At 55.6% G+C, this 18,470-nt stretch carries 21 protein-coding genes, 1 other RNA gene and 2 pseudogenes; 11 read left to right on the top strand and 13 right to left on the bottom strand.

All coding sequences use genetic code 11. The annotated features are described in order from the left end of the window. Nucleotides 1-196: 196 nt before the first annotated feature. From ald to ACK4IR_RS10650, 5 genes are all read right to left on the bottom strand, one after another. Nucleotides 197-1,288 carry an alanine dehydrogenase gene (gene ald, locus ACK4IR_RS10670; RefSeq protein ID WP_409874355.1) on the bottom strand — a complete coding sequence of 364 codons (1,092 nt, stop codon included), beginning with the start codon at nucleotides 1,286-1,288 and terminating at the stop codon, nucleotides 197-199. Nucleotides 1,289-1,295: 7 nt separating this feature from the next. Continuing rightward, entirely contained in the window at nucleotides 1,296-2,150 is an 855-nt protein-coding gene (gene pheA, locus ACK4IR_RS10665) for a prephenate dehydratase (RefSeq protein WP_409874342.1), read from the bottom strand. Between the two features lie 69 nt (nucleotides 2,151-2,219). Beyond that, nucleotides 2,220-2,584, bottom strand: an RNA gene (rnpB, locus tag ACK4IR_RS10660) — RNase P RNA component class A. Between the two features lie 47 nt (nucleotides 2,585-2,631). Beyond that, nucleotides 2,632-3,099, bottom strand: coding sequence for a peroxiredoxin (locus tag ACK4IR_RS10655; RefSeq protein ID WP_409874341.1), 468 nt, complete (start codon nucleotides 3,097-3,099; stop codon nucleotides 2,632-2,634). A gap of 2 nt (nucleotides 3,100-3,101) precedes the next feature. Further along, nucleotides 3,102-3,479 carry a DUF2996 domain-containing protein gene (locus ACK4IR_RS10650; RefSeq protein ID WP_409874340.1) on the bottom strand — a complete coding sequence of 126 codons (378 nt, stop codon included), beginning with the start codon at nucleotides 3,477-3,479 and terminating at the stop codon, nucleotides 3,102-3,104. Between the two features lie 61 nt (nucleotides 3,480-3,540). Here ACK4IR_RS10650 and rimI point away from each other — a divergent pair, with 61 nt between their 5' ends. The 6 genes from rimI (at nucleotide 3,541) to aroC (ending at nucleotide 8,281) form a co-directional block, all read left to right on the top strand. Beyond that, nucleotides 3,541-4,083 carry a ribosomal protein S18-alanine N-acetyltransferase gene (rimI, locus tag ACK4IR_RS10645; protein WP_409874339.1) on the top strand — a complete coding sequence of 181 codons (543 nt, stop codon included), beginning with the start codon at nucleotides 3,541-3,543 and terminating at the stop codon, nucleotides 4,081-4,083. Between the two features lie 99 nt (nucleotides 4,084-4,182). Beyond that, a complete protein-coding gene (locus tag ACK4IR_RS10640; protein ID WP_409874338.1) occupies nucleotides 4,183-5,358 on the top strand; it encodes a transaldolase in 1,176 nt (391 codons plus the stop codon). A gap of 59 nt (nucleotides 5,359-5,417) precedes the next feature. Next, nucleotides 5,418-5,879: a ChuX/HutX family heme-like substrate-binding protein gene (locus tag ACK4IR_RS10635; RefSeq protein WP_409874337.1), complete on the top strand. Its 462-nt coding sequence runs from the start codon at nucleotides 5,418-5,420 to the stop codon at nucleotides 5,877-5,879. 6 nt (nucleotides 5,880-5,885) lie between these two features. Then, a complete protein-coding gene (locus ACK4IR_RS10630) occupies nucleotides 5,886-6,824 on the top strand; it encodes a TIGR01777 family oxidoreductase (protein ID WP_409874336.1) in 939 nt (312 codons plus the stop codon). An 11-nt stretch (nucleotides 6,825-6,835) separates the two neighbouring features. Further along, the gene (locus ACK4IR_RS10625) at nucleotides 6,836-7,174 is read left to right on the top strand and encodes a HesB/IscA family protein (RefSeq protein ID WP_409874335.1); all 339 of its coding nucleotides are present in this window, start codon (nucleotides 6,836-6,838) and stop codon (nucleotides 7,172-7,174) included. A 15-nt stretch (nucleotides 7,175-7,189) separates the two neighbouring features. Beyond that, complete coding sequence (gene aroC, locus ACK4IR_RS10620) at nucleotides 7,190-8,281, top strand: chorismate synthase (protein ID WP_409874334.1); 1,092 nt, start codon at nucleotides 7,190-7,192, stop codon at nucleotides 8,279-8,281. Here the strand turns inward: aroC and ACK4IR_RS10615 are convergent. After that, nucleotides 8,278-9,000, bottom strand: coding sequence for a Bax inhibitor-1 family protein (locus ACK4IR_RS10615; protein ID WP_409874333.1), 723 nt, complete (start codon nucleotides 8,998-9,000; stop codon nucleotides 8,278-8,280). The two genes, aroC and ACK4IR_RS10615, sit on opposite strands and share 4 nt — an antisense overlap. Before the next feature lie 77 nt (nucleotides 9,001-9,077). Continuing rightward, nucleotides 9,078-9,971 (bottom strand): glutamate racemase, encoded by an 894-nt coding sequence (gene murI / locus ACK4IR_RS10610; RefSeq protein ID WP_409874332.1) that lies wholly within the window; start codon nucleotides 9,969-9,971, stop codon nucleotides 9,078-9,080. Nucleotides 9,972-10,180: 209 nt separating this feature from the next. Here murI and alr point away from each other — a divergent pair, with 209 nt between their 5' ends. After that, nucleotides 10,181-11,332, top strand: coding sequence for an alanine racemase (alr, locus tag ACK4IR_RS10605; RefSeq protein ID WP_409874331.1), 1,152 nt, complete (start codon nucleotides 10,181-10,183; stop codon nucleotides 11,330-11,332). A gap of 7 nt (nucleotides 11,333-11,339) precedes the next feature. Here alr and ACK4IR_RS10600 read toward each other — a convergent pair whose 3' ends face one another. After that, the gene (locus ACK4IR_RS10600; protein ID WP_409874330.1) at nucleotides 11,340-11,789 is read right to left on the bottom strand and encodes a nucleoside deaminase; all 450 of its coding nucleotides are present in this window, start codon (nucleotides 11,787-11,789) and stop codon (nucleotides 11,340-11,342) included. A 518-nt stretch (nucleotides 11,790-12,307) separates the two neighbouring features. Between ACK4IR_RS10600 and ACK4IR_RS10595 the strand changes: the two genes are divergently transcribed. The 3 genes and pseudogenes from ACK4IR_RS10595 to ACK4IR_RS10585 all read left to right on the top strand — a co-directional run. Then, complete coding sequence (locus ACK4IR_RS10595; RefSeq protein WP_409874329.1) at nucleotides 12,308-12,631, top strand: DUF2605 domain-containing protein; 324 nt, start codon at nucleotides 12,308-12,310, stop codon at nucleotides 12,629-12,631. Nucleotides 12,632-12,667: 36 nt separating this feature from the next. Further along, nucleotides 12,668-12,949, top strand: a complete 282-nt coding sequence (locus ACK4IR_RS10590) for a DUF2973 domain-containing protein (protein ID WP_409874328.1) — start codon at nucleotides 12,668-12,670, stop codon at nucleotides 12,947-12,949. An 83-nt stretch (nucleotides 12,950-13,032) separates the two neighbouring features. Next, nucleotides 13,033-13,450 (top strand): annotated as a pseudogene (locus tag ACK4IR_RS10585) (hypothetical protein); the annotation flags it as partial. Here the strand turns inward: ACK4IR_RS10585 and ACK4IR_RS10580 are convergent. The 4 genes from ACK4IR_RS10580 to ACK4IR_RS10565 form a co-directional block, all read right to left on the bottom strand. Further along, nucleotides 13,447-15,732 carry a ComEC/Rec2 family competence protein gene (locus ACK4IR_RS10580; RefSeq protein WP_409874327.1) on the bottom strand — a complete coding sequence of 762 codons (2,286 nt, stop codon included), beginning with the start codon at nucleotides 15,730-15,732 and terminating at the stop codon, nucleotides 13,447-13,449. The pseudogene ACK4IR_RS10585 and the gene ACK4IR_RS10580 overlap by 4 nt on opposite strands. A gap of 89 nt (nucleotides 15,733-15,821) precedes the next feature. After that, complete coding sequence (locus tag ACK4IR_RS10575) at nucleotides 15,822-16,112, bottom strand: DUF1816 domain-containing protein (RefSeq protein WP_409874326.1); 291 nt, start codon at nucleotides 16,110-16,112, stop codon at nucleotides 15,822-15,824. A gap of 194 nt (nucleotides 16,113-16,306) precedes the next feature. Then, nucleotides 16,307-16,984, bottom strand: a complete 678-nt coding sequence (gene rsmG / locus ACK4IR_RS10570) for a 16S rRNA (guanine(527)-N(7))-methyltransferase RsmG (protein ID WP_409874325.1) — start codon at nucleotides 16,982-16,984, stop codon at nucleotides 16,307-16,309. Continuing rightward, nucleotides 16,974-17,282, bottom strand: coding sequence for a hypothetical protein (locus ACK4IR_RS10565; RefSeq protein ID WP_409874324.1), 309 nt, complete (start codon nucleotides 17,280-17,282; stop codon nucleotides 16,974-16,976). Before ACK4IR_RS10565 ends, rsmG begins: the two co-directional genes overlap by 11 nt. A gap of 132 nt (nucleotides 17,283-17,414) precedes the next feature. On the opposite strand from ACK4IR_RS10565, the gene radC reads away from it, so the two are divergent. Then, a complete protein-coding gene (gene radC, locus ACK4IR_RS10560; RefSeq protein ID WP_409874323.1) occupies nucleotides 17,415-18,164 on the top strand; it encodes a RadC family protein in 750 nt (249 codons plus the stop codon). On the opposite strand, the pseudogene ACK4IR_RS10555 reads toward radC, so the two are convergent. Further along, nucleotides 18,161-18,394, bottom strand: a pseudogene (locus ACK4IR_RS10555) (polyphosphate kinase 2 family protein); the annotation flags it as partial. The gene radC and the pseudogene ACK4IR_RS10555 overlap by 4 nt on opposite strands. Nucleotides 18,395-18,470 lie beyond the last annotated feature (76 nt).

The following is an 18,470-nucleotide window of genomic DNA, read 5'->3' as shown; positions in this document are numbered from 1 at the left end:
CTTTATTTTATTTGTTTTGGTAAAATTTTTAGATTTCCGATCATCAGAGGTGTCAAATCCTCTCTACAGGCCACTTTCAGGAAAATTCAAGCACCTCTAAATCTGTTAGAAATTTCTCAAATCAGCACTGCATCTGGCTTTGGCAAAATTGCTGAGATGGGAGAATATTTTTGTCCAGAGGTGCTTGATTGTTCGCCTAAAGATCGGGAAAGACAACCCGCACATCCGGATGCACTAAACGATGGTCTTTAATCACCAGCCCCTTGGCAAGGGCAGGGGAGAGTTCAAAGGCGCGATCGCCATGGTCGGCGAGGCAAAGAATATAGGGCAAGGTGCTATTCGTTAGGGCTTGGGTAGCCGTGCGCGGCACCGCCGCTGGCAGATTGGGCACACCGCAGTGAATCACTCCACAAGCGCTGTAAGCTGGTCGTGAATGGGTGGTGGGTCGGATCGTCTCTACGCAGCCGCCCTGATCCACCGTAACATCCACAATCACCGCCCCTAGGGGCATGTCTGATACTACTGCCTCTGGAACCAAGCAGGGGGGTCGCTGCCCCGGCACCAAGACAGCGCCGATCACCAAATCGCTGAGGGGCACTAAATAAGCAATGAGATCCGGCGTACTATACAAGTACTCGACGCGGGCACCAAAGAGAGTTTCCAAATAGTAAAGCCGCTCTACATTGATATCCACTACAGTGACGCGGGCACCCAGTCCCACCGCCATTCGCACAGCCTCAGTGCCCACCACACCAGCCCCTAACACCAAAACCCGCCCTAGTTCAACACCCGGAATCCCCCCCAACAGCACGCCCCGGCCGCCTTGGGGACTCTCCAGAAAGCGAGCACCAAACTGCACTGCCAGACGCCCGGCGATTTTGCTCATCGGCGTCAAAAGGGGAAAATGGCGTTGGCCGTTTTGGCTTTCCTCTACGGCCTCGTAGGCAATAGCAGTCACTCCCGACTGCATGAGGGTCACAGTCAACTCCCGATTGGCGGCAAGATGGAGGTAGGTAAACAGCAGTTGGCCAGGGCGCAGATAGCCATATTCGGCAGGCAGGGGTTCCTTGACCTTGATGACCAAATCAGCATCCCATGCGGCTTCAGCCGTTTTAACAAGTTTCGCTCCCGCCGCTTGGTAGTCTATGTTCTTAAAGCCGGCACCTTCCCCTGCCCCCGCCTGAATCTGGACTTCATGTCCATGCTCTCGTAACCTCTGCACTGCATCGGGGGTCAAGCCCACCCGCAATTCTTGATCTTTGATTTCCTTGGGGATACCGATACGCATGGCCAACCTATTCTCCGAGGTCTAGAAATTGATAACTACCAAAAACCTTCAACACATCTGTAGCATCCTGAAGCGCCAGCAGACAATCCGCCACCACCTCGGGGCGACCATTCACCTCCAGATCCACAAAGAAAAGATAATCCCCCAAGGCGCGTTTGCTGGGGCGCGATTCAATGCGGCTGAGGTTAATCTGGCGATCGCTAAACAGTTGCAGCACCTTTAGCAGGGCACCGGGGGCATTGGCCTTGAGGCTAAAGGCAATGGAGGTGTGGGTATCCCCCGGCTGGGGCCAGCCGTCCCCCTGTTGGCGACTCACCACCCAAAACCGTGTGCAGTTGTCGGGAATGTCCTGAATCTCGGTGGCCACAATGGGCAGGTGATGGAGTTGGGCTGCCCGCACGGAGGCGATCGCCCCCACCCGATCTGATTGCGTGACGTATTGCAGGCCTTCGGCGGTGGAGGTCACAGGACACTGGCGAGCATGGGGAAGATGGGCTTGCAACCACCGCTGGCACTGCCCTAGGGCTTGGGGATGGGAATAGACCGCTTGAATTTGAGCTAGATCTGCCGTTTGGGCAATGAAGGCATGGATAATGGGGCGGATAAAGGCGTGCTGAATATGCAGCGTATCCAGTCGCCACAGCGAATCAAGGGTAATGTTGACACTGCCCTCAACGGAATTTTCACTGGGCACTAGAGCCAAGTCTAACTCGCCGGCCGCCAACCCCTCCAAACAGCCGGCAATGGTGTTCAAGGGTATCAAGGTTATCGAGCCGCCCTGCTGGTGCTGCCATTGGGCGTAGCTTTGAGCGGCTTCTTCACTGTAGGTGCCCACTGGGCCAAGATAACCCAGCTTCACCATAGATAGTCTGTCCAGAAGGGGCAGAGACTCAAGGCCAGACGCTCCCAAAGAGCTATTCTAAATGGGCAATGAATGAGTTAGACGTAAGCCGGGTTCTGTTCAAAGGGTGGTTATCTATCTGGGACACTTGTTACCAAGTGCCTCTAGCGGCTCTGGCTAGCAAAGAACTGGGGAAAAGACCAACCCTGGTTCCTTGACGCTAGCACACCTTGCTTCCAGCCGGGGTTTACCGAGCCAACACCTCTCGATGTTGCTGGTGCGCTCTTACCGCACCGTTGCACCCTTGCCTGTGAGGTTTCCCTCCATCGGCGGTATATTTCTGTGGCACTATCCTCGCGGTCACCCGCACTGGGCGTTACCCAGCAAGCTTGGTCTTTCGGAAGCCCGGACTTTCCTCAGGAGGGGTCACCTCCCGCAACCACCGCGCTAACTCATTCAGTTTTATTGTACTCAGAACCCCTTAAAGCAATGCGCCCTTGTTTTAGGCAGTGGCCAACTGGCGCAAGATCTTAAGGGCTTCGTCCACATGGGCTTTGAAATTCAGCAGGTCGTCAAAGACATAGCGCACCACCCCTTCTTTATCAATCACATAGGTCACCCGTCCGGGTAAAAGACCGAAGAGGGTAGAGGCTCCATACTGCTGGCGGACTTTGTTGCCCGGATCACTGAGGATGAGAAAGGGGAGTTGGTGATTTTTTTGGAAGCCCTGCTGACGGTTCACGGGGTCACCACTAATGCCGATGACTTCGGCACCCAGTTCTTGAAAGACACTGTAGGCATCGCGAAAGGCACAGGCCTGCATCGTGCAGCCGGGCGTCTCCGAGGCAGGGTAAAAGTACAGGACGACGTTCTTTTGACCCCGAAAATCGGATAGTTTGACCTTGCGGCCATCGCTGGCGGTCAGTTCAAAATCGGGGGCGCGATCGCCCACCCGAATTGCCGTTCCCATGCCTAGTTACCTCCCAACCACTTTTGGCCGTTTAGGCGCTGCATCACCCCAAAGACCAACAAATCCAGCGTCACCTTGCGCTCATCCCCCAAAAATGGCTCAATGGTGCTGGGGGCAATGCCGCCACTGCTACAGACAAACGCCTTTGACCCTTGGATATCCCCCTCTAGGAAGTAGAGGCGAAACTGATACATTCCCTTGCCCCATTCACCAATCACGGTATTTCCCTCTAGGCGCAGGGTCACATCCCCCACTTTGGCGCTGAGGGCATTCTGGAGAGCCGGTAAAAAAGCCTCGTTAATGAACTCGGCAAAGGGTTTATCCTCAACGGCGGGGGGCTTTTCCTTTTTGGCGGGCTTGGTGGGGGTTTCTTCTGCCATAGCGCTGCAATAGGGTACCATTTCCTCTGCATGATAGCACTCTCCCTTGCAGGCAACGGCCATGGGGCAATTAGAATTACGCCGCCCAACAATTGCGGATCTGGATAGCATCGTTCAACTGGATCAGGTGTGTCTGGGGGGCTTTTGGTCGCCCCAAGGCTATGCCCGCGAGTTGGCAAATCCGCAGCATACGCTGCTGGTGGTGGCCGGCCCTGAGCAGGTGTGGGGGTGTGGCGTCAGCTGGGGGATTGCCGAGGAATTGCACCTTGTGCTGTTGATGGTGCATCCCCAGTACCGGCGGCAGGGGTTAGCAGGATTGCTGCTGTGTCGGCTGTTGCAACTGGCCCATCAAAGGGGCGATCGCCGGTGGGCAACCCTCGAAGTGCGGGCTAGCAATGAAGCGGCGCAACGGCTTTATCAGCACTTTGGCTTTGAACTGGTAGGGCGCCGCCCCCACTACTACGAGCATCCCCAAGAGGATGCCCTGATTCTTTGGCGCAATCACCTCAATACGCCGCAAACGGGTCAAGAACTCCAGCAGCACTGGCAGTACTGGCGATCGCGGGTCGAGGGGCAAGGCTGGTTGCTCATCAATCGCACCTAGAGAGCCTAGAGATGACATATTGCGCTTTGTTACGGTGCTTTCCCCGACCCTTGGGCTGGCGAACCATAATGAAAGGGACACGTTTGGGAGACTTGTCCCATGAACTTGCTGGAACAGTTGCGACAAATGACCGTTGTGGTGGCAGACACCGGCGACATCCTTGCCATCGAAAAATTTACCCCCCGCGATGCCACCACCAATCCCTCCCTGATTACGGCTGCGGCGCAAATGAAGGAGTACCGACCCATCGTGGATGAAACCCTTCTCAAGGCCAAAGCGGATCTGGGGTCGGGTGCCACTTCCCGCGAGATTGTCTCCCTAGCGGTGGATCGCCTAGCGGTGGCCTTTGGCCTGAAAATTTTGCAGATTATCCCTGGTCGGGTCTCAACGGAAGTGGATGCGCGGCTTTCCTACGATACGGCCGCCACCGTCCAAAAAGCGCGGGACTTGATTGCCCAATACGAAGCCGCAGGGGTGGGGCGCGATCGCGTCCTGATTAAAATTGCTGCAACGTGGGAAGGAATTCGCGCTGCCGAAATTCTGGAAAAAGAGGGTATCCACTGCAATTTAACGCTGCTTTTTGGTCTCCATCAGGCGATCGCCTGCGCCGAGGCCGGTGTGACGTTGATTTCCCCCTTTGTCGGTCGCATCCTCGACTGGTACAAGAAAAAAACCGGTCGAGCCGAGTACCCCGCCCCTGAGGATCCGGGAGTGATTTCCGTAACCAGAATCTACAACTACTACAAGAAATTCGGCTATCCCACAGAAGTCATGGGCGCCAGCTTCCGCAACATCGGCGAAATTATTGAACTGGCCGGCTGTGATCTGCTGACGATTTCACCGGCCCTGCTCAGGGAACTACAAAACACCGAAGGCGAACTTCAGCGCAAGCTGGATCCGGCGATCGCCGCCACCCTTGACATGGAAAGGCTCTCCATGGATGAAGCCACCTTCCGCCGGATGCATGCCGCCGACGAAATGGCCAGTGAAAAACTGGAGGAGGGCATCAAGGGCTTCACCAAGGCGCTGGAAACCCTTGAAGACTTATTGGCGCGGCGACTGGCCCAGTTGGAAGGGGCAGCTACCCTCAGCCATGCTGCCGAAGAACTCTTCCATGTCTATGACCTCGACGGTGACGGCATTATTACCCGCGAAGAGTGGCTGGGAACCGATGCCGTCTTTGATGCCCTCGATGCCAACCACGATGGCAAGGTCACGCCGGAGGATATGGGCGCAGGTCTGGGGGTGGTGCTGCACTTGGCCAAGGCGACCTAGCCTGCCACGGGGTTGTCTTGCATCTGCCGCCGCGGTGCGTCACAGTGGAAGAAGCGTTCATGGCTGATGCAGCAACGATGTCCGATTCTTCTTTCTCCTTGCAGCAATTCCTTAGGGATTGTGAGCAACTGGGGCTGCTGCGCCTTGTGGTCACCAATGAGGTGGCGGTTTTGGAGGTGCGATCGCCCCTCAGCAAGATCTTCTATGCCGAATTGCCCAAGGGACGCTATGCCAACATGCATGCCGAGGACTTTGAGTTTCACCTGAATATGGATCAGGTGGCCAAAATCCGCTTTGAGGAAGGACAGGCGAAGCGAGGCAACTTTCCCACCTATGCCATTCGCTTTCTCGACGGCCAAGATAAATCCATCCTCAGCGCCTTTTTGCAGTGGGGCAAACCCGGAGAATATGCCGAAGGTCAAGTGGCAGCTTGGCACGCCCTGCGGCAGCGCTACGGCTCAGAGTGGCAGCCGGTGGTTGATCCCCTGCCGGGGCACTCCTCAAGTGCAGCCGAGGCATAGCTACCTATGAGAGTAGTTCTTACCGGTGCCACCGGCTTTGTCGGGCAACAGGTCGTCAGAGCGTTGAGCGATCGCGGCGATCGGGTGATTGCCTTGGTACGCTCCCCGGCCAAAGCCGCCAAACAATTTGCCGCTCTTCCCCAGGTGGAGTGGGTAGGCTACACCCCCAAAGCCGCCGGCGATTGGTTTACTGCCTTGGAGGGGGCGGATGCGGTGATTAACCTAGCGGGTGAACCCCTTGCCAATGGTCGCTGGACCGCTCGGCGCAAGCAGGAGATCTACGATAGTCGCGTGGTGGGAACGCAGCAGTTGGTGCAGGCGATCGCCCAATGTCAACAGCGACCGTCGGTATTAGTATCCACCTCTGCCATTGGCTACTACGGCACCAGTGAGACGGAAACCTTTGTCGAGACCCATGCGGCGGGGAAGGATTTTCTGGCCAAGCTCTGCGCGGACTGGGAAGCGGCTGCCCAAGGGGTGACCGATTTGGGGGTGCGCCTAGTGATTCTCCGTTTTGGCATTGTCTTGGGGAAGCAGGGGGCACTGGCCAAGCTTCTGCTGCCCTTTCAGTGGTATCTGGGGGGTTCCCTTGGCTCCGGTCAGCAGTGGTTTTCGTGGATTCACCAGCAGGACTTGGTGCGGCTTATCCTGACGGCGGTGGATCAACCCAGCATGCAGGGCGTTTACAATGCCACTGCCCCGGAGCCGCTGAGGATGGCCGACTTTTGCCGCGTTCTAGCAGAGGTGATGCAGCGCCCCTCCTGGCTGCCTGTGCCTCCCCTTGCCCTTCAACTCCTGCTGGGGGAAGGCGCCGATGTGGTGCTCAAGGGGCAACGGGTTTTGCCGGAGCGCACCCTAGCAACGGGCTTTCAGTTTGAGTATCCCAACGCCCAAGCGGCGCTCACCAACCTCCTCCAACCACGATATACTGGTGATTCACGCTAGTTTTGTTGAAGATGGTGGAATTAACCCCCGCAGCCATTCAAGAGTTGGAGCGTCTCCAAGCCCACGGCATTAGTCGAGGTCAGGCAGCCATTTTGCGGATTCAGGTGCAACCCAGTGAATGCAGTGACTGGTGCTATGATCTTGCCCTTGTGGCCGAACCCGAGCCGACGGATGTGCTCACCCAGTCCCAAGGTTGGACGATCGCGATCGCTGCTGACGCTGCTGATCTTTTGCGTGGTTTACGGGTGGATTACATCGAGGATTTGATGGGGGGTGCGTTTCGCTTCCACAATCCCAATGCCAGTCAAACCTGTGGCTGTGGCATGGCCTTTCGGGTAAGCGCATCGTAGGGTTCAAGAATCGCTATGGGCAACACCTTTGGACATCTGTTTCGCGTGACCACCTTTGGCGAGTCCCACGGGGGTGGAGTGGGGGTGGTGGTGGATGGCTGTCCTCCTCGATTAGAGCTATCGGAAGCGGATATCCAAAAGGAACTGGATCGCCGCCGCCCCGGTCAAAGTCGTCTCACGACCCCGCGTCAGGAGCAGGATCAATGCGAAATTCTCTCCGGCGTGTTTCAGGGCAAAACCCTGGGTACCCCGATTGCCCTTCTGGTGCGCAACAGGGATACTCGCCCCGAAGATTATGCCGAAATGGCTCAGGTCTATCGTCCCTCCCATGCCGACGCCACCTATGACGCCAAATACGGAATTCGCAACTGGCAAGGGGGTGGGCGTTCCTCGGCCCGGGAAACCATTGGGCGGGTTGCCGCGGGGGCGATCGCCCGCAAAATTCTGGCTCAAGTGGCCGGTACGGAAATCATTGCCTACGTCAAGCGGGTCAAGGACATTGAAGCCGTCGTTGATCCCGATACGGTGGAAGCCACTGCCGTTGAGGCCAATATCATGCGCTGTCCCGATGCTGCCACCGCCGAAAAGATGATTGCCCTTGTGGATGAGGTGCGGCGACAGGCCAACTCGATTGGCGGTGTGATTGAGTGCGTGGTTCGCAATGTTCCTGTCGGTCTAGGTTCCCCCGTCTTTGACAAACTAGAAGCAGATCTGGCGAAGGGGGTGATGTCCCTGCCTGCCAGTAAGGGCTTTGAAATCGGCTCTGGCTTTGCGGGGACGCTGCTTACGGGTCTGGAGCACAACGACGAGTTCTATACCGATGCCCAGGGGCGAATTCGCACCCGTACCAATCGCTCCGGGGGGGTGCAGGGGGGCATCTCCAACGGCGAAAACATTATTTTACGGGTAGCTTTTAAGCCCACAGCCACCATTGGTCAAGCCCAGAAAACGGTGAACCAAGCGGGCGAAGAAACAATCTTAGCGGCAAAAGGGCGGCATGATCCCTGTGTGTTACCGCGAGCGGTGCCGATGGTTGAGGCAATGGTGGCTTTGGTGCTCTGTGACCATCTGCTACGGGATCATGCCCAGTGTCACCTGTTCTTTTAGCGACTGCGATTGAGGGCAATCAATAAACGCAGGATAAAGATAAACAGGTTGATATAGGTCAGGTACATCGAAAGGGCAGCAGCGAGATACTGGTCATCGCGGTAGGTACGCGGCAGCACAAAGAAGTCCACCACCGCAGCCCCCACAAAGAGCACCACGCCGATACCAGAAATCGCAATTTCCAGAAACGTGGGGGTAAAGATGCCAAAGAAGCTAAAGACTAACTGGAGAACCAGCACCACCAGCAGGGCAATAATCCCCAGTTGTACCGTTTTGGCAAGGGCAAAGCCATCGCGTTCCGACAGATTGGAACCAATGGGACTAGCAGCCATAAACGTGATGCCACAACCACCAGCGGCAATGATAATGCCCATAATGCCGACGGTACTGAGGGCAACATAAATCAATCCAGAGAGGGTATAACCTGACAGCAGGCTATAGGTGGCCAATAGGGGCAGTGCAAGTCCGTTATTTCCTTTGCGAGCAGCCCCTTGCGCCACAAAAAAGAGCACAAGTTCAGCAATGATAGCCACAATAAACGTGGGCATAAAAAGTTGGGGGGCAGCAGCAATCACGCCCAGACCACCCCAGCTACCCACCGCCGTCAGCAGAAGACCGCCCCCCACAAAGGGCAGGGCATTGCGAATGACATTGGGACCGACGATCGCGCTACTGCGCGCCTCGCGAATCGCCTCTTGAAAGTTACTGGTACTACTCACGGGAATCCTCCAAGGGTGGTGAATAGAGAACAAAGCCAGATGGCATAGTTCTATTGTGCCAAAATTCCCTAGGGTGCCTAACTCGCCGCAACCACGGAGACCTCTAGTGGCGGGGCGGTTATCCCTAATGGCGGATAGAATTGGGTCAAGATACTTAAGGGCAGATGCTCTACCGTTGGGTAGTATCCCAGCCATTGACTGGCTAACTGGGCAAACTGTTCGGGTATCCCACTGACATAAAATTGCACTTGGCCTTGGGGGCAGGGAGTAGCCAAATTCATGGCCTCTAGTTTGCGCACGGCGGCGCAGGCAACGGTATGGGCAGGATCAAGGTGATGAACACTTGCAGGCAAATACTGCTCAATCACATGGCGCAGGTGGGGGTAATGGGTGCAACCATAGATGAGGACATCAGGGTCAAATTCGACCAAGGGAGCTAAGGTGCGGCGGACAATGCCATGGACGCGATCGCCCTCTAGACAATTACTTTCCACAAGGGGGACAAACTCAGGGCAAGCCACTTGGGCGATCGCCACTGTTGGCGAGAGTTCCTGAAGCGCCCGTGCATAGGCACCGCTTTTGACGGTTGCAGAGGTGGCAATGACACCGATGCGCTCTCCCAGCGTAACCGCCATCTTGGCGGCAGGGACGATCAAACCCAAGATTGGAAAAGGAAACTCACTGCGTACCTGCGCTAGAGCAAGGGCTGAACTGGTGTTGCAGGCCATCACTGCCATCTTGACGCCTTGGGAATGCATCCACGTTAGAATCTCCCGCACATATTGAAGGATTTCACTGCGGCGGCGAGTCCCATAGGGCAAGCGTGCCGTATCCCCAAAGTAGAGAAACGCTTCTTGGGGTAACAGGCTTTGGAGCGCCTGTAAAACGGTTAAGCCCCCCACCCCACTGTCAAACACACCAATCATTCCCAGAGGATTTAGCCCTTGGGATGTCTTGTGCCAGTTGTCCACTCGAACCTCGACCTCACACCAACAAAAATGACATTGCCCCGTTTAGTCTGAGAAAAGGGCTGTAGTGCCACTCTAGCAGGTTTTACTAAGAACCGAATGATTGAGCCAACACTGAACATAGAGTGCTATACATTGAATCACAGAGCACCCGTGGCTGTAGGGTTGGTTATCCCCTATGGGGAAGTTATGGTGTGAGGATCGGCAAAACAATGCTCAGTCAGGAACAGCTCACCAGTTCCCATGAGTGTGAGCGCGCATGGATTGAAATTGATCTGGCCGCCTTGGCCGCCAACACCCACCATCTTCGCCAGTGGCTGGCACCCACCACAGAACTGTTAGCCGTGGTGAAAGCAGATGCCTATGGTCACGGCGCTGTCACTGTGGCACAGACGGTTTTAGACCACGGAGCCACTTGGCTAGGAGTAGCCACCATTCCCGAAGGAATTGCCCTGCGGCAGGCAGGGATTACGGCGCCGATTTTGGTTTTGGGATCCGTCAATTTGCCGGTGCAGGTGCAGATGATGGCCGAGTGGCAGCTTCAGCCCACCCTCTCTACCCCCAAGCAAGCCCTCATTTTCTCCGATTACGCCGATCATCTGCGGGAACCCCTTGATGTCCATTTAATGATTGATACGGGCATGTCGCGCTTGGGTTGTCCGTGGCAGGATGCGCTGGGTTTTGTCCAATTTGTGCAGCGGTTACCCCACCTGCGGATCCAAGGTATTTGCTCCCACTTTGCCAGTGCCGATGATCCTGACCCCAGTTTGATGCAGCAGCAGCAGGCCTATTTTGAGCAGGTGTGCCAAGAACTTGCCCCCCTTGGGTTGGGGTCAGTACGGCGTCACATAGCCAATTCAGCAGCCACCTTGGCCAATCGCAGTAGCCACTATGATATGGTGCGCGTTGGGTTAAGTCTTTATGGCGTCTATCCTGCCCCCCATTTACGGGAGGTGGTGCCCCTACAACCCGTCATGCAGGTGCGATCGCGCATTACGCTGCTGAAAGAGATTCCCGCCCATACCGGCATTAGCTATGGTCACCAATTCATTGCCCCGAAGCCGATGAAAATTGCCGTTGTCGGCATTGGCTACGCCGATGGGGTGCCCCGCCTGCTTTCCAACAAGCTCGAAGTCTTAGTCCAAGGAAAACGGGTTCGCCAAGTGGGGGCAATTACGATGGATCAACTGATGATTGATGTCAGTGACATTGATGGTTTACAGGAGGGGGATGTTGTGACGCTCTTGGGTGAAGATGGCGAGGATTGCCTAACCGTGGAGACTTGGGCGGACACCCTCGGCACGATTACTTGGGAAATTCTCTGTGGCTTCAAGAACCGCTTGCCGCGTATTCCCGTATCCTAAAATTTCACTACTTTGCTTCGGGGGGGAGTCCACCAATGTCCTCAAACCAGAGCTGGGGATACTGCGTAATAAAGTCCCGCATTAACTGCTGGCAGCGCTCCAAGTTCAGGTCAATCACCTCAACACCGTGGGCTTCCATGAATTCCCGTGCCCCCGCAAAGGTTTGGGATTCACCAGCAATCACTTTTTTGATCCCAAACTGCACCACAGCACCCGCGCAGAGATAGCAGGGCATCAGGGTGGAGTACAGTACTGTATCCTCGTAGCGACCGATGCGTCCGGCATTGGCCAGACAGTCAATTTCCGCATGCAGAATCGGACTGCCCCGCTGCACCCGTTGGTTGTGACCCCGACCAATGATTTGGCCATTGCGCACCAAGACCGAGCCAATGGGAATGCCGCCTTCTTTCAGTCCTTTTTCTGCTTCGGCGATCGCCGCTGCCATAAATTCATCCATAACTGTATGCTTGAGCAAATGTTCATTTCTAGTAAACGTCGTTTTCTGAACGGGTGTCTAGTCTTGATATGATCTAAGCAAGGCAAACGCATACTCAGGCGGTAGCAAGAAAGCGAGCGAGGTAGTCATCATCCCATCCTGCCCTTAAACGTTTTGCCTTGACGCCGGCCCTCGTAAAGGTATCCTGAGAGAGGAGATTCAAAGCTAACCGACGAATCAACCCAAAATTTTCCTTGCAAATGCGAGTCCTCCCCAAAAGCCACATCCAGTACCAATGCACTTGGTTTTCAATCCCCCAATGGCAAGGCACCGCCTGCGCAAACCGCTTTCCCCCACCGTCAAGACTCAGCAGATAGTAGCGTCCCTTGATAGTTCGGTGCGCGTCCTGAACAGCGACGTGCTGATTCAACCACGTCCACCCGTTGCAGAGAGGAAAGAGCACTCAAAGATAAACAATGTAACAATATGTAAACGAGTTTAAGATTTAAGATAGAAGTAGGTCGCCCTCATTAATCCCTATGCTGCACTCAAATTTACCGGAACCTCAACTGCTTAAGGTCTTGCTGGAGCCGCTACTTGAGGATTTTCAGTACTGGTTCACGCGATCGCGATCGCTCTTGCAGACAGAAGTGATTCCCTTCTTAGGCGTGGCAGAACAGCAAGCACTTCTGGAACGGGTCGAGACTGCCCTCAATGATGTGATTGCTACCCAAAGCCTCTTTCGGGCAACGGACGGCCAAGTGGGGGTTGATACACAGGTGTTAATGCACTGGCATACGCTCTTGATGGAGTGCTGGCAGGTTGCCCACCACTACCGCTTATCGAAATCTTGTGATGCTTAAACCATTCTCAGTGCTTGGCTCGGAGGTGCTCTCTTCATGTTGCAGTTGATCTATGTTGTTGCCTTTACGGTCTTGGCACTACTGGCCATGGCCAATCTGATTCGCAGTTTGTTAACCCTTGGCATTGAATCACAGCGGCAATTTTCACCGCAACGGGTGACCCATCCCGAACTTTTAGATAGCGATGGCCATGTGATTGACGAACCCCTGTTGGTGATGCGCTCCCTGAGTGTAGAGGATGCCCGCGCCCAACTGGATGCGATCTACCGCGAATCCCCTAGCTATGGTGATGACCCCCGTGGAGAAACCCAAGCCTAGGTTGTTAGGCCAATATGGGCAGTTCCTGAGCCGCTGGTTTCAGGTAGATTCGACGGCGTTGGCAGAGGTTTTAGCGAGGGCGCGGCAGCAATTACCGGCGACGGAAGTATTGCTTATCGGTAAGCCCCAATCGGGCAAAAGTGCCTTTGCCCTTTGCCACAATGCCAGTCCTAGTGGGTGTGCAGGTGGTGATGGTAGTTTTGTTGGGGCAGTTGTACGGTCAAACCCTGTCGCCTTCCCAAGCCGGGGGCATCTTGACCACCATTGGCGGTGGATTTGTGGTGCGGTTGGTGGGACAACAGTTGATTAAATTTATCGGGTTTGGAATCGGTGCTCTCTGCCTCTTGGGCGGCTGCCTATACTTGGGCGTTGGGAGAAACAGCCTGTGTCTATTTTGGCGACTTAATGGGGGGCAAAACCCCCGATTCCCAGCGTATCCAACAGGTACTGCAAGAAATATTGGCAACTGCACATTTACGCTTGCAACAAGGTGAGAGCTAAATCAAGCCATCGTTTTGAGGGGCATTTGCCTTCAGCGAGCCATCGGCCTGCCAGCGCACTTCCCCGACTTCTCCAACTACAAAATAGGGAATTTGTTTCTGTTTTAGGTAGCGGGCGATCGCTGGATCAAGGGTATTGCGACTGAGAATGACACTGCGCGGCTTGACAATCTCAAAGAGGCGGGGGGTTAGGGTTCTACCCCACCACCAGAGAACCTGCGGCGGTTCCACGGGCATCACGGCCAGCCAATCGGTTTGGGCAGCATCGCGACTGGGATCACTGACAAAGAGCCAACGGCTGCTGCCCAGTTTTAAGTCCAAAATTGCCGGATCTGAGCGCAACACCGTAAGGGTGACTTGGCCCAGTTGGACGGGCTGCTGTAGGGGAAGTGACTGATGGGGCACCTTGAGGGTGGTCAACATTTCCCGATAGGCAGGATCACTCTTGGCCGTGGGCACGTCCGTAAACTGGCGAATGGGCACCATCTCGTGAATGTCGCGCCAGCCCTGTTGTTGGCGGTAGCGATGGGTGGTGGCCACGGCCCAGTCAATGCGATTAATGCCCTCTTGGGCAAGGAAGGCTGCTAACCCTTGGGAATCGCCGCCGTTAATCACGACGGTTCCCGCCGGTTGCTGAATCACCAGGGTCGGAACCTGTGGATTAGCAAGCACGGTGGCCTGAAAGAGGGTATTTTGCCGCAGAATAAAGGGCACCAGCACAAGGGTGACGCCAAAGGTAAAGAGCAAAAACCAGTGTCGCCGCCCCCAAGGACTCAACCAAACAAAACAAATCAGGCCATAGAGAACGACAACTTGGAGCCAGCCCAAACTTCCAAGGGAGATCGTTGCCCCCGGCCACTGACCAATGGTTTCAATCAGCCACAGGAGAAAGGCTGTAGGGTAGTAAAGCAGCCACGCCAGCGCGGATCCCACAGGGGGAATCAGAAGGCCGACCATTGCGCTGATAAAGCCGCCAACCGTCAAGAGGACAAGGGGCAGATTAGCAACGATATTGGCCAGCAGACCATAGACGGGAAAAGTGCCGAAGAGGGCCAAGGAGAGGGGAAGCACCCAAAGGGTGGCCGCAAGAGGGACGGCGACCAGGTTCCGTAGAGGTGTCGGCAACCAATCGAGGCGATCGCCGATCGGCCGGGCACTGACAATTAGGCCCAATGTGGCCAAGAAACTTAACTGAAAGCCAATGTCCTCAATCCACAGGGGGTTGTAGATCAGCATGGCAGTGGCGATCGCCAGCAGGATGCCAAGGGGTTGTCCCTTTTGGCCGTGCACCAGACTCGCTAACCCCGCCAAGCCCATCAGCACAGCGCGAACTGCCGAGGGGGCAAACCCACTCAAACAGGCAAAGAGCACCAAAACGCTGGCTCCCAGACCATAGCCCCACCGCTGCGGCAAGGGACGGGTCAGCGCCAAGACAACCGCTAACAAAATGGCCGTATGAAACCCCGAGGCCGCCAGGGCATGGGATAACCCCACTCGCCGAAAGCTATCACGCACCGCAAAGGGAATGGCCACCGCCCGGTTGCCCAGTACCATAGCCGAGACCACCGCACCGTAGCGATCGCCCAACCCTTGGGCATGGACTTGAACTATTCGCTGCCGCAGTGCCCACAATCCCCAGGGTGATCCCTGATCCAAAATCCTAACCTTATTGCCTGCTAAGCCGGCAAAGGTGTGCTGCAACTGAAGTTGCCGCCGAAAGTCAAAGGCACGGAAAAACTCACTGCCCCCCGCGCGGGGAAGATAGAGCCGCCCTGAGATCTGAACCCGCTGGCTGGGATGCAGCTTTGCCCCTTGCTCTGCCGGCAGTGTCACATAGAGGCGACCACTAGCTCTCCCCTGCAAAACGCCGCTTTGGGCGGGTACCTGACTGAGATTTTCATAGCGCTCCACCCCTAGGAAAAAACGCTGGCGCCCGGCGCGATTGGGCAGAGGAGTCGTTTCAACGCGGCCTTCCACGAGCACCGTCGGCGGTAGGTTCAAGGCGCTAAGCCGCGGCACCAAGGTACTAATATCATTTACCCCTGGCTGGGGCGTACGCAGCCACACATAGACCATTGCCAAGAGGGCAACTACGGTGGCGATCGCGAAACTTTGACTCGCAGGCAGTCGCAGCCAAGCCTTGCCCCCCCAGCGGCGCCCCCCATAGAGCATCCCCCCCAGTGCCAAGACCCCCAGCCAACCCCACTGAAAGAGACTGAAAATACACCCTGCAACAAAGGCGATCGCCCAGAGAATGCCATCCGCTTTGGTGATCCTGAACATAGCCTTGTTGGGGTTGGCGTCCAGTGGAGATACTGAGGAGAAACTTTAAGACGGCACCATACTTGTTTTAGAGCCAATTTTTAGATCATCTATGTCCTGCCGACACTAAGGGGTACCTGTGTCTTTTTTTCGGCATCAATGGTCACTTCCTCAGGACGGCAGCGCACTACACTGACCTCAAGTCCCTCTGCTCCCTCAGCCTTCAAGTCCTCAATATAGCCATCCTTCTCTCTTTCCGCTTCCGCTTGTGTCAGAAAAGGGCCAAAGTAGTAGGTGCAGGAGGGAGTTTTCGTGTCTATCTTGACCCACCATGCCAGACCCATTCCATTGACGAGATCGGCGAGCCAGCTTGTAAAACCTGCATTATTATCACTAAACATTGACGCTATTCCTCCGAGACGTGCCGAGTTGCCCCAACCAATCAATGCATGTTTTGGTTTGCTCTCTATTTGGGTATAACTGATCCCCCCCTAAATGTGTATGGCAAAAATTCCAAACCATCAATTGTCATATTTATTTACATCAAGACTCCCCTTGCGGACAAGTGATGAGGTGCTGTTGGTCTCGACATCACTCAAGCCTGACACTGAAGGTAAATGCAGTGCCGCTGGGCATGGCTCAAGGGGGTCGTGAAGGCCTGAATCTCCAGTCGTTGACTGCGGTATTGCGGCAGGAGGGCTTCTAACTTCTGGGTGTCCTCGTCGCGCCACTGGCCTCGGTACAGGACTAAAATGCCCCCCGGTCGCAGTAGGGGCAAGCCGTAGGCACAACAACGAGCGACATCGCCGACGGCGCGAATCAGGGCTAGGTCATAACGGCGATGATGGGCTTCCGCCCGTCCCCATTCCGGGTGAATGTTGGCCAAACCCACCGTTGAACGCAGAGAGTGCAAAAACCTGACTTTCTTTTGGGTTGCCTCAAGGAGGGTCACTGACCAATCGGGGCGGGCGATCGCCACCGGTACTCCGGGAAAGCCACCCCCACTGCCAATATCAATGACCTGTTGAATCTTTGTCCCCCAAGGTGTTCCCCCAGTGAGTTGAAGCCACGGCAAAATCCCCCGTAGCGAATCCCAGAGATGCTTTTCCCAGAAATCTGTGACTGCCGTAATTCGGGTGAGGTTGATCCCTTGGTTGGCGGCAAGGATGGCTCCATAGAACCGTTGGAACTGTTCCTGCTGTTGGGGGGTAGGTTGCCACCGCAGGGTCTCCTGCCAAGGGAATTGCTCAAGCAATAACGCGCTAGGACTCACCCTCACCCCCACCGGGCAACTCTTTCTTTGCCGTTAGCACCTCCCACGCCGCTTTGAGTCGCTCCTCAAAATCCTTGATATGGCTAGAGACGGTATCCGCATTCGACTTCAGCTCTGCGATCGCCGTTTCAAGGGCTTTTTGGGCATCTGCCGGTAGGGTCTTGAGTTGAGCGGTGGCAAACCGTTGTAGAGCCTTAAGAAGGGCTTTTGCAGCTTCGGTGACCTCCTCTAAACTGACGGTTTCCGGTTGCGGTTCGGGAGTCGGGGTTTCTGGGGTAGGAACTTGTGCTTCGGACATAGGAAGTGCTCGTGAGAATCCTTTTTAGGCTTCGGGTCAGCTACCCCTACCATAGCAAAAGTGGAGTTTGCCCAAAGCGGGCGTGGGCGAAGCTTGATATGCTGTTTAGGGATCCTGTTGATTCCTGCCGGCATGTCCTACTCGCTTCGTGTTGCCGATCTGCCCGTCGGCGATCGCCCCCGTGAAAAGCTGCTCAGCCAAGGTGCCCGCTCCCTCAGTTCAGCGGAATTGTTGGCAATTTTGCTGGGAACAGGTCAGGGGGCAGGTAAACTCTCGGCCGTCGGCCTCGGCCAATTCATCCTCAAACAGTTGGGGGAGCGCAGTGGAGAAAGTACTGATGCCGTGAGCGTCTTGCGCGACATTACACCAGAGGAATTGATGGCTATTCCGGGGGTGGGGCCTGCTAAAGCCACCACGATCCTAGCCGCCGTGGAATTGGGCAAGCGGGTCTTTCAGTCGCGTCCGGGCGAGCAGACAATTATTGATAGTCCTGCCCTTGCTGCTGCTGTGTTGAGTGCTGATCTCATGTGGCAACCCACAGAGCGCTTTGCGGTTCTCCTGCTGGATGTGCGACATCGTCTGTTGGGATCCCATGTCATTACGGTGGGAACGGCCACCGAAACCCTTGCCCATCCCCGCGAAATTTTCCGAGAAGCCGTGCGCCGCAATGCGAGCCGCCTAATCATTGCCCACAACCACCCTTCAGGTAATCTCTCTCCCAGTCAGGCGGATCTGGACTTGACCAGGCAAATTCTGCAAGCTGGACAGGTCATGGGAATTCCCGTGCTGGATCATTTGATCTTGGGGAATGGGGATTACCAAAGCCTGCGGGAGATAACGCTCCTCTGGCAGGAAGTCCCCCAAGGGGAAGGCAGTGCCTAATCCTCGTCGGGTTCATTTTCCAACAGGGCTTTTGCCTCCAAGAGTTGTTCCTTGTGAGCCTCAGTGACCATCGGATAGTGCAGGTTGAGACTGGCCAGTTTTTGATAAATGAAGTGAGCCACCATGAGGCGGGCAAACCACTTACGGTTGGCAGGAATAATGTGCCACGGCGCCCATTCGGTACTGGTGTGGCGAAAGACCTCGGCATAGGCTTCTCGATAGTCGTCCCATTGACGCTCATCCCGCTAACGCTTCTCGTATAGCGGGAGATTCCCCCTTCACCGAGTCTTGGCTAGATGTCCCGAA

Source organism: Thermosynechococcus sp., from assembly GCF_046299635.1.
Taxonomy (GTDB): domain Bacteria; phylum Cyanobacteriota; class Cyanobacteriia; order Thermosynechococcales; family Thermosynechococcaceae; genus Thermosynechococcus.
Note: the sequence above shows the minus strand (reverse complement) of the source record. Positions and strands in the feature narration are given on the sequence as shown.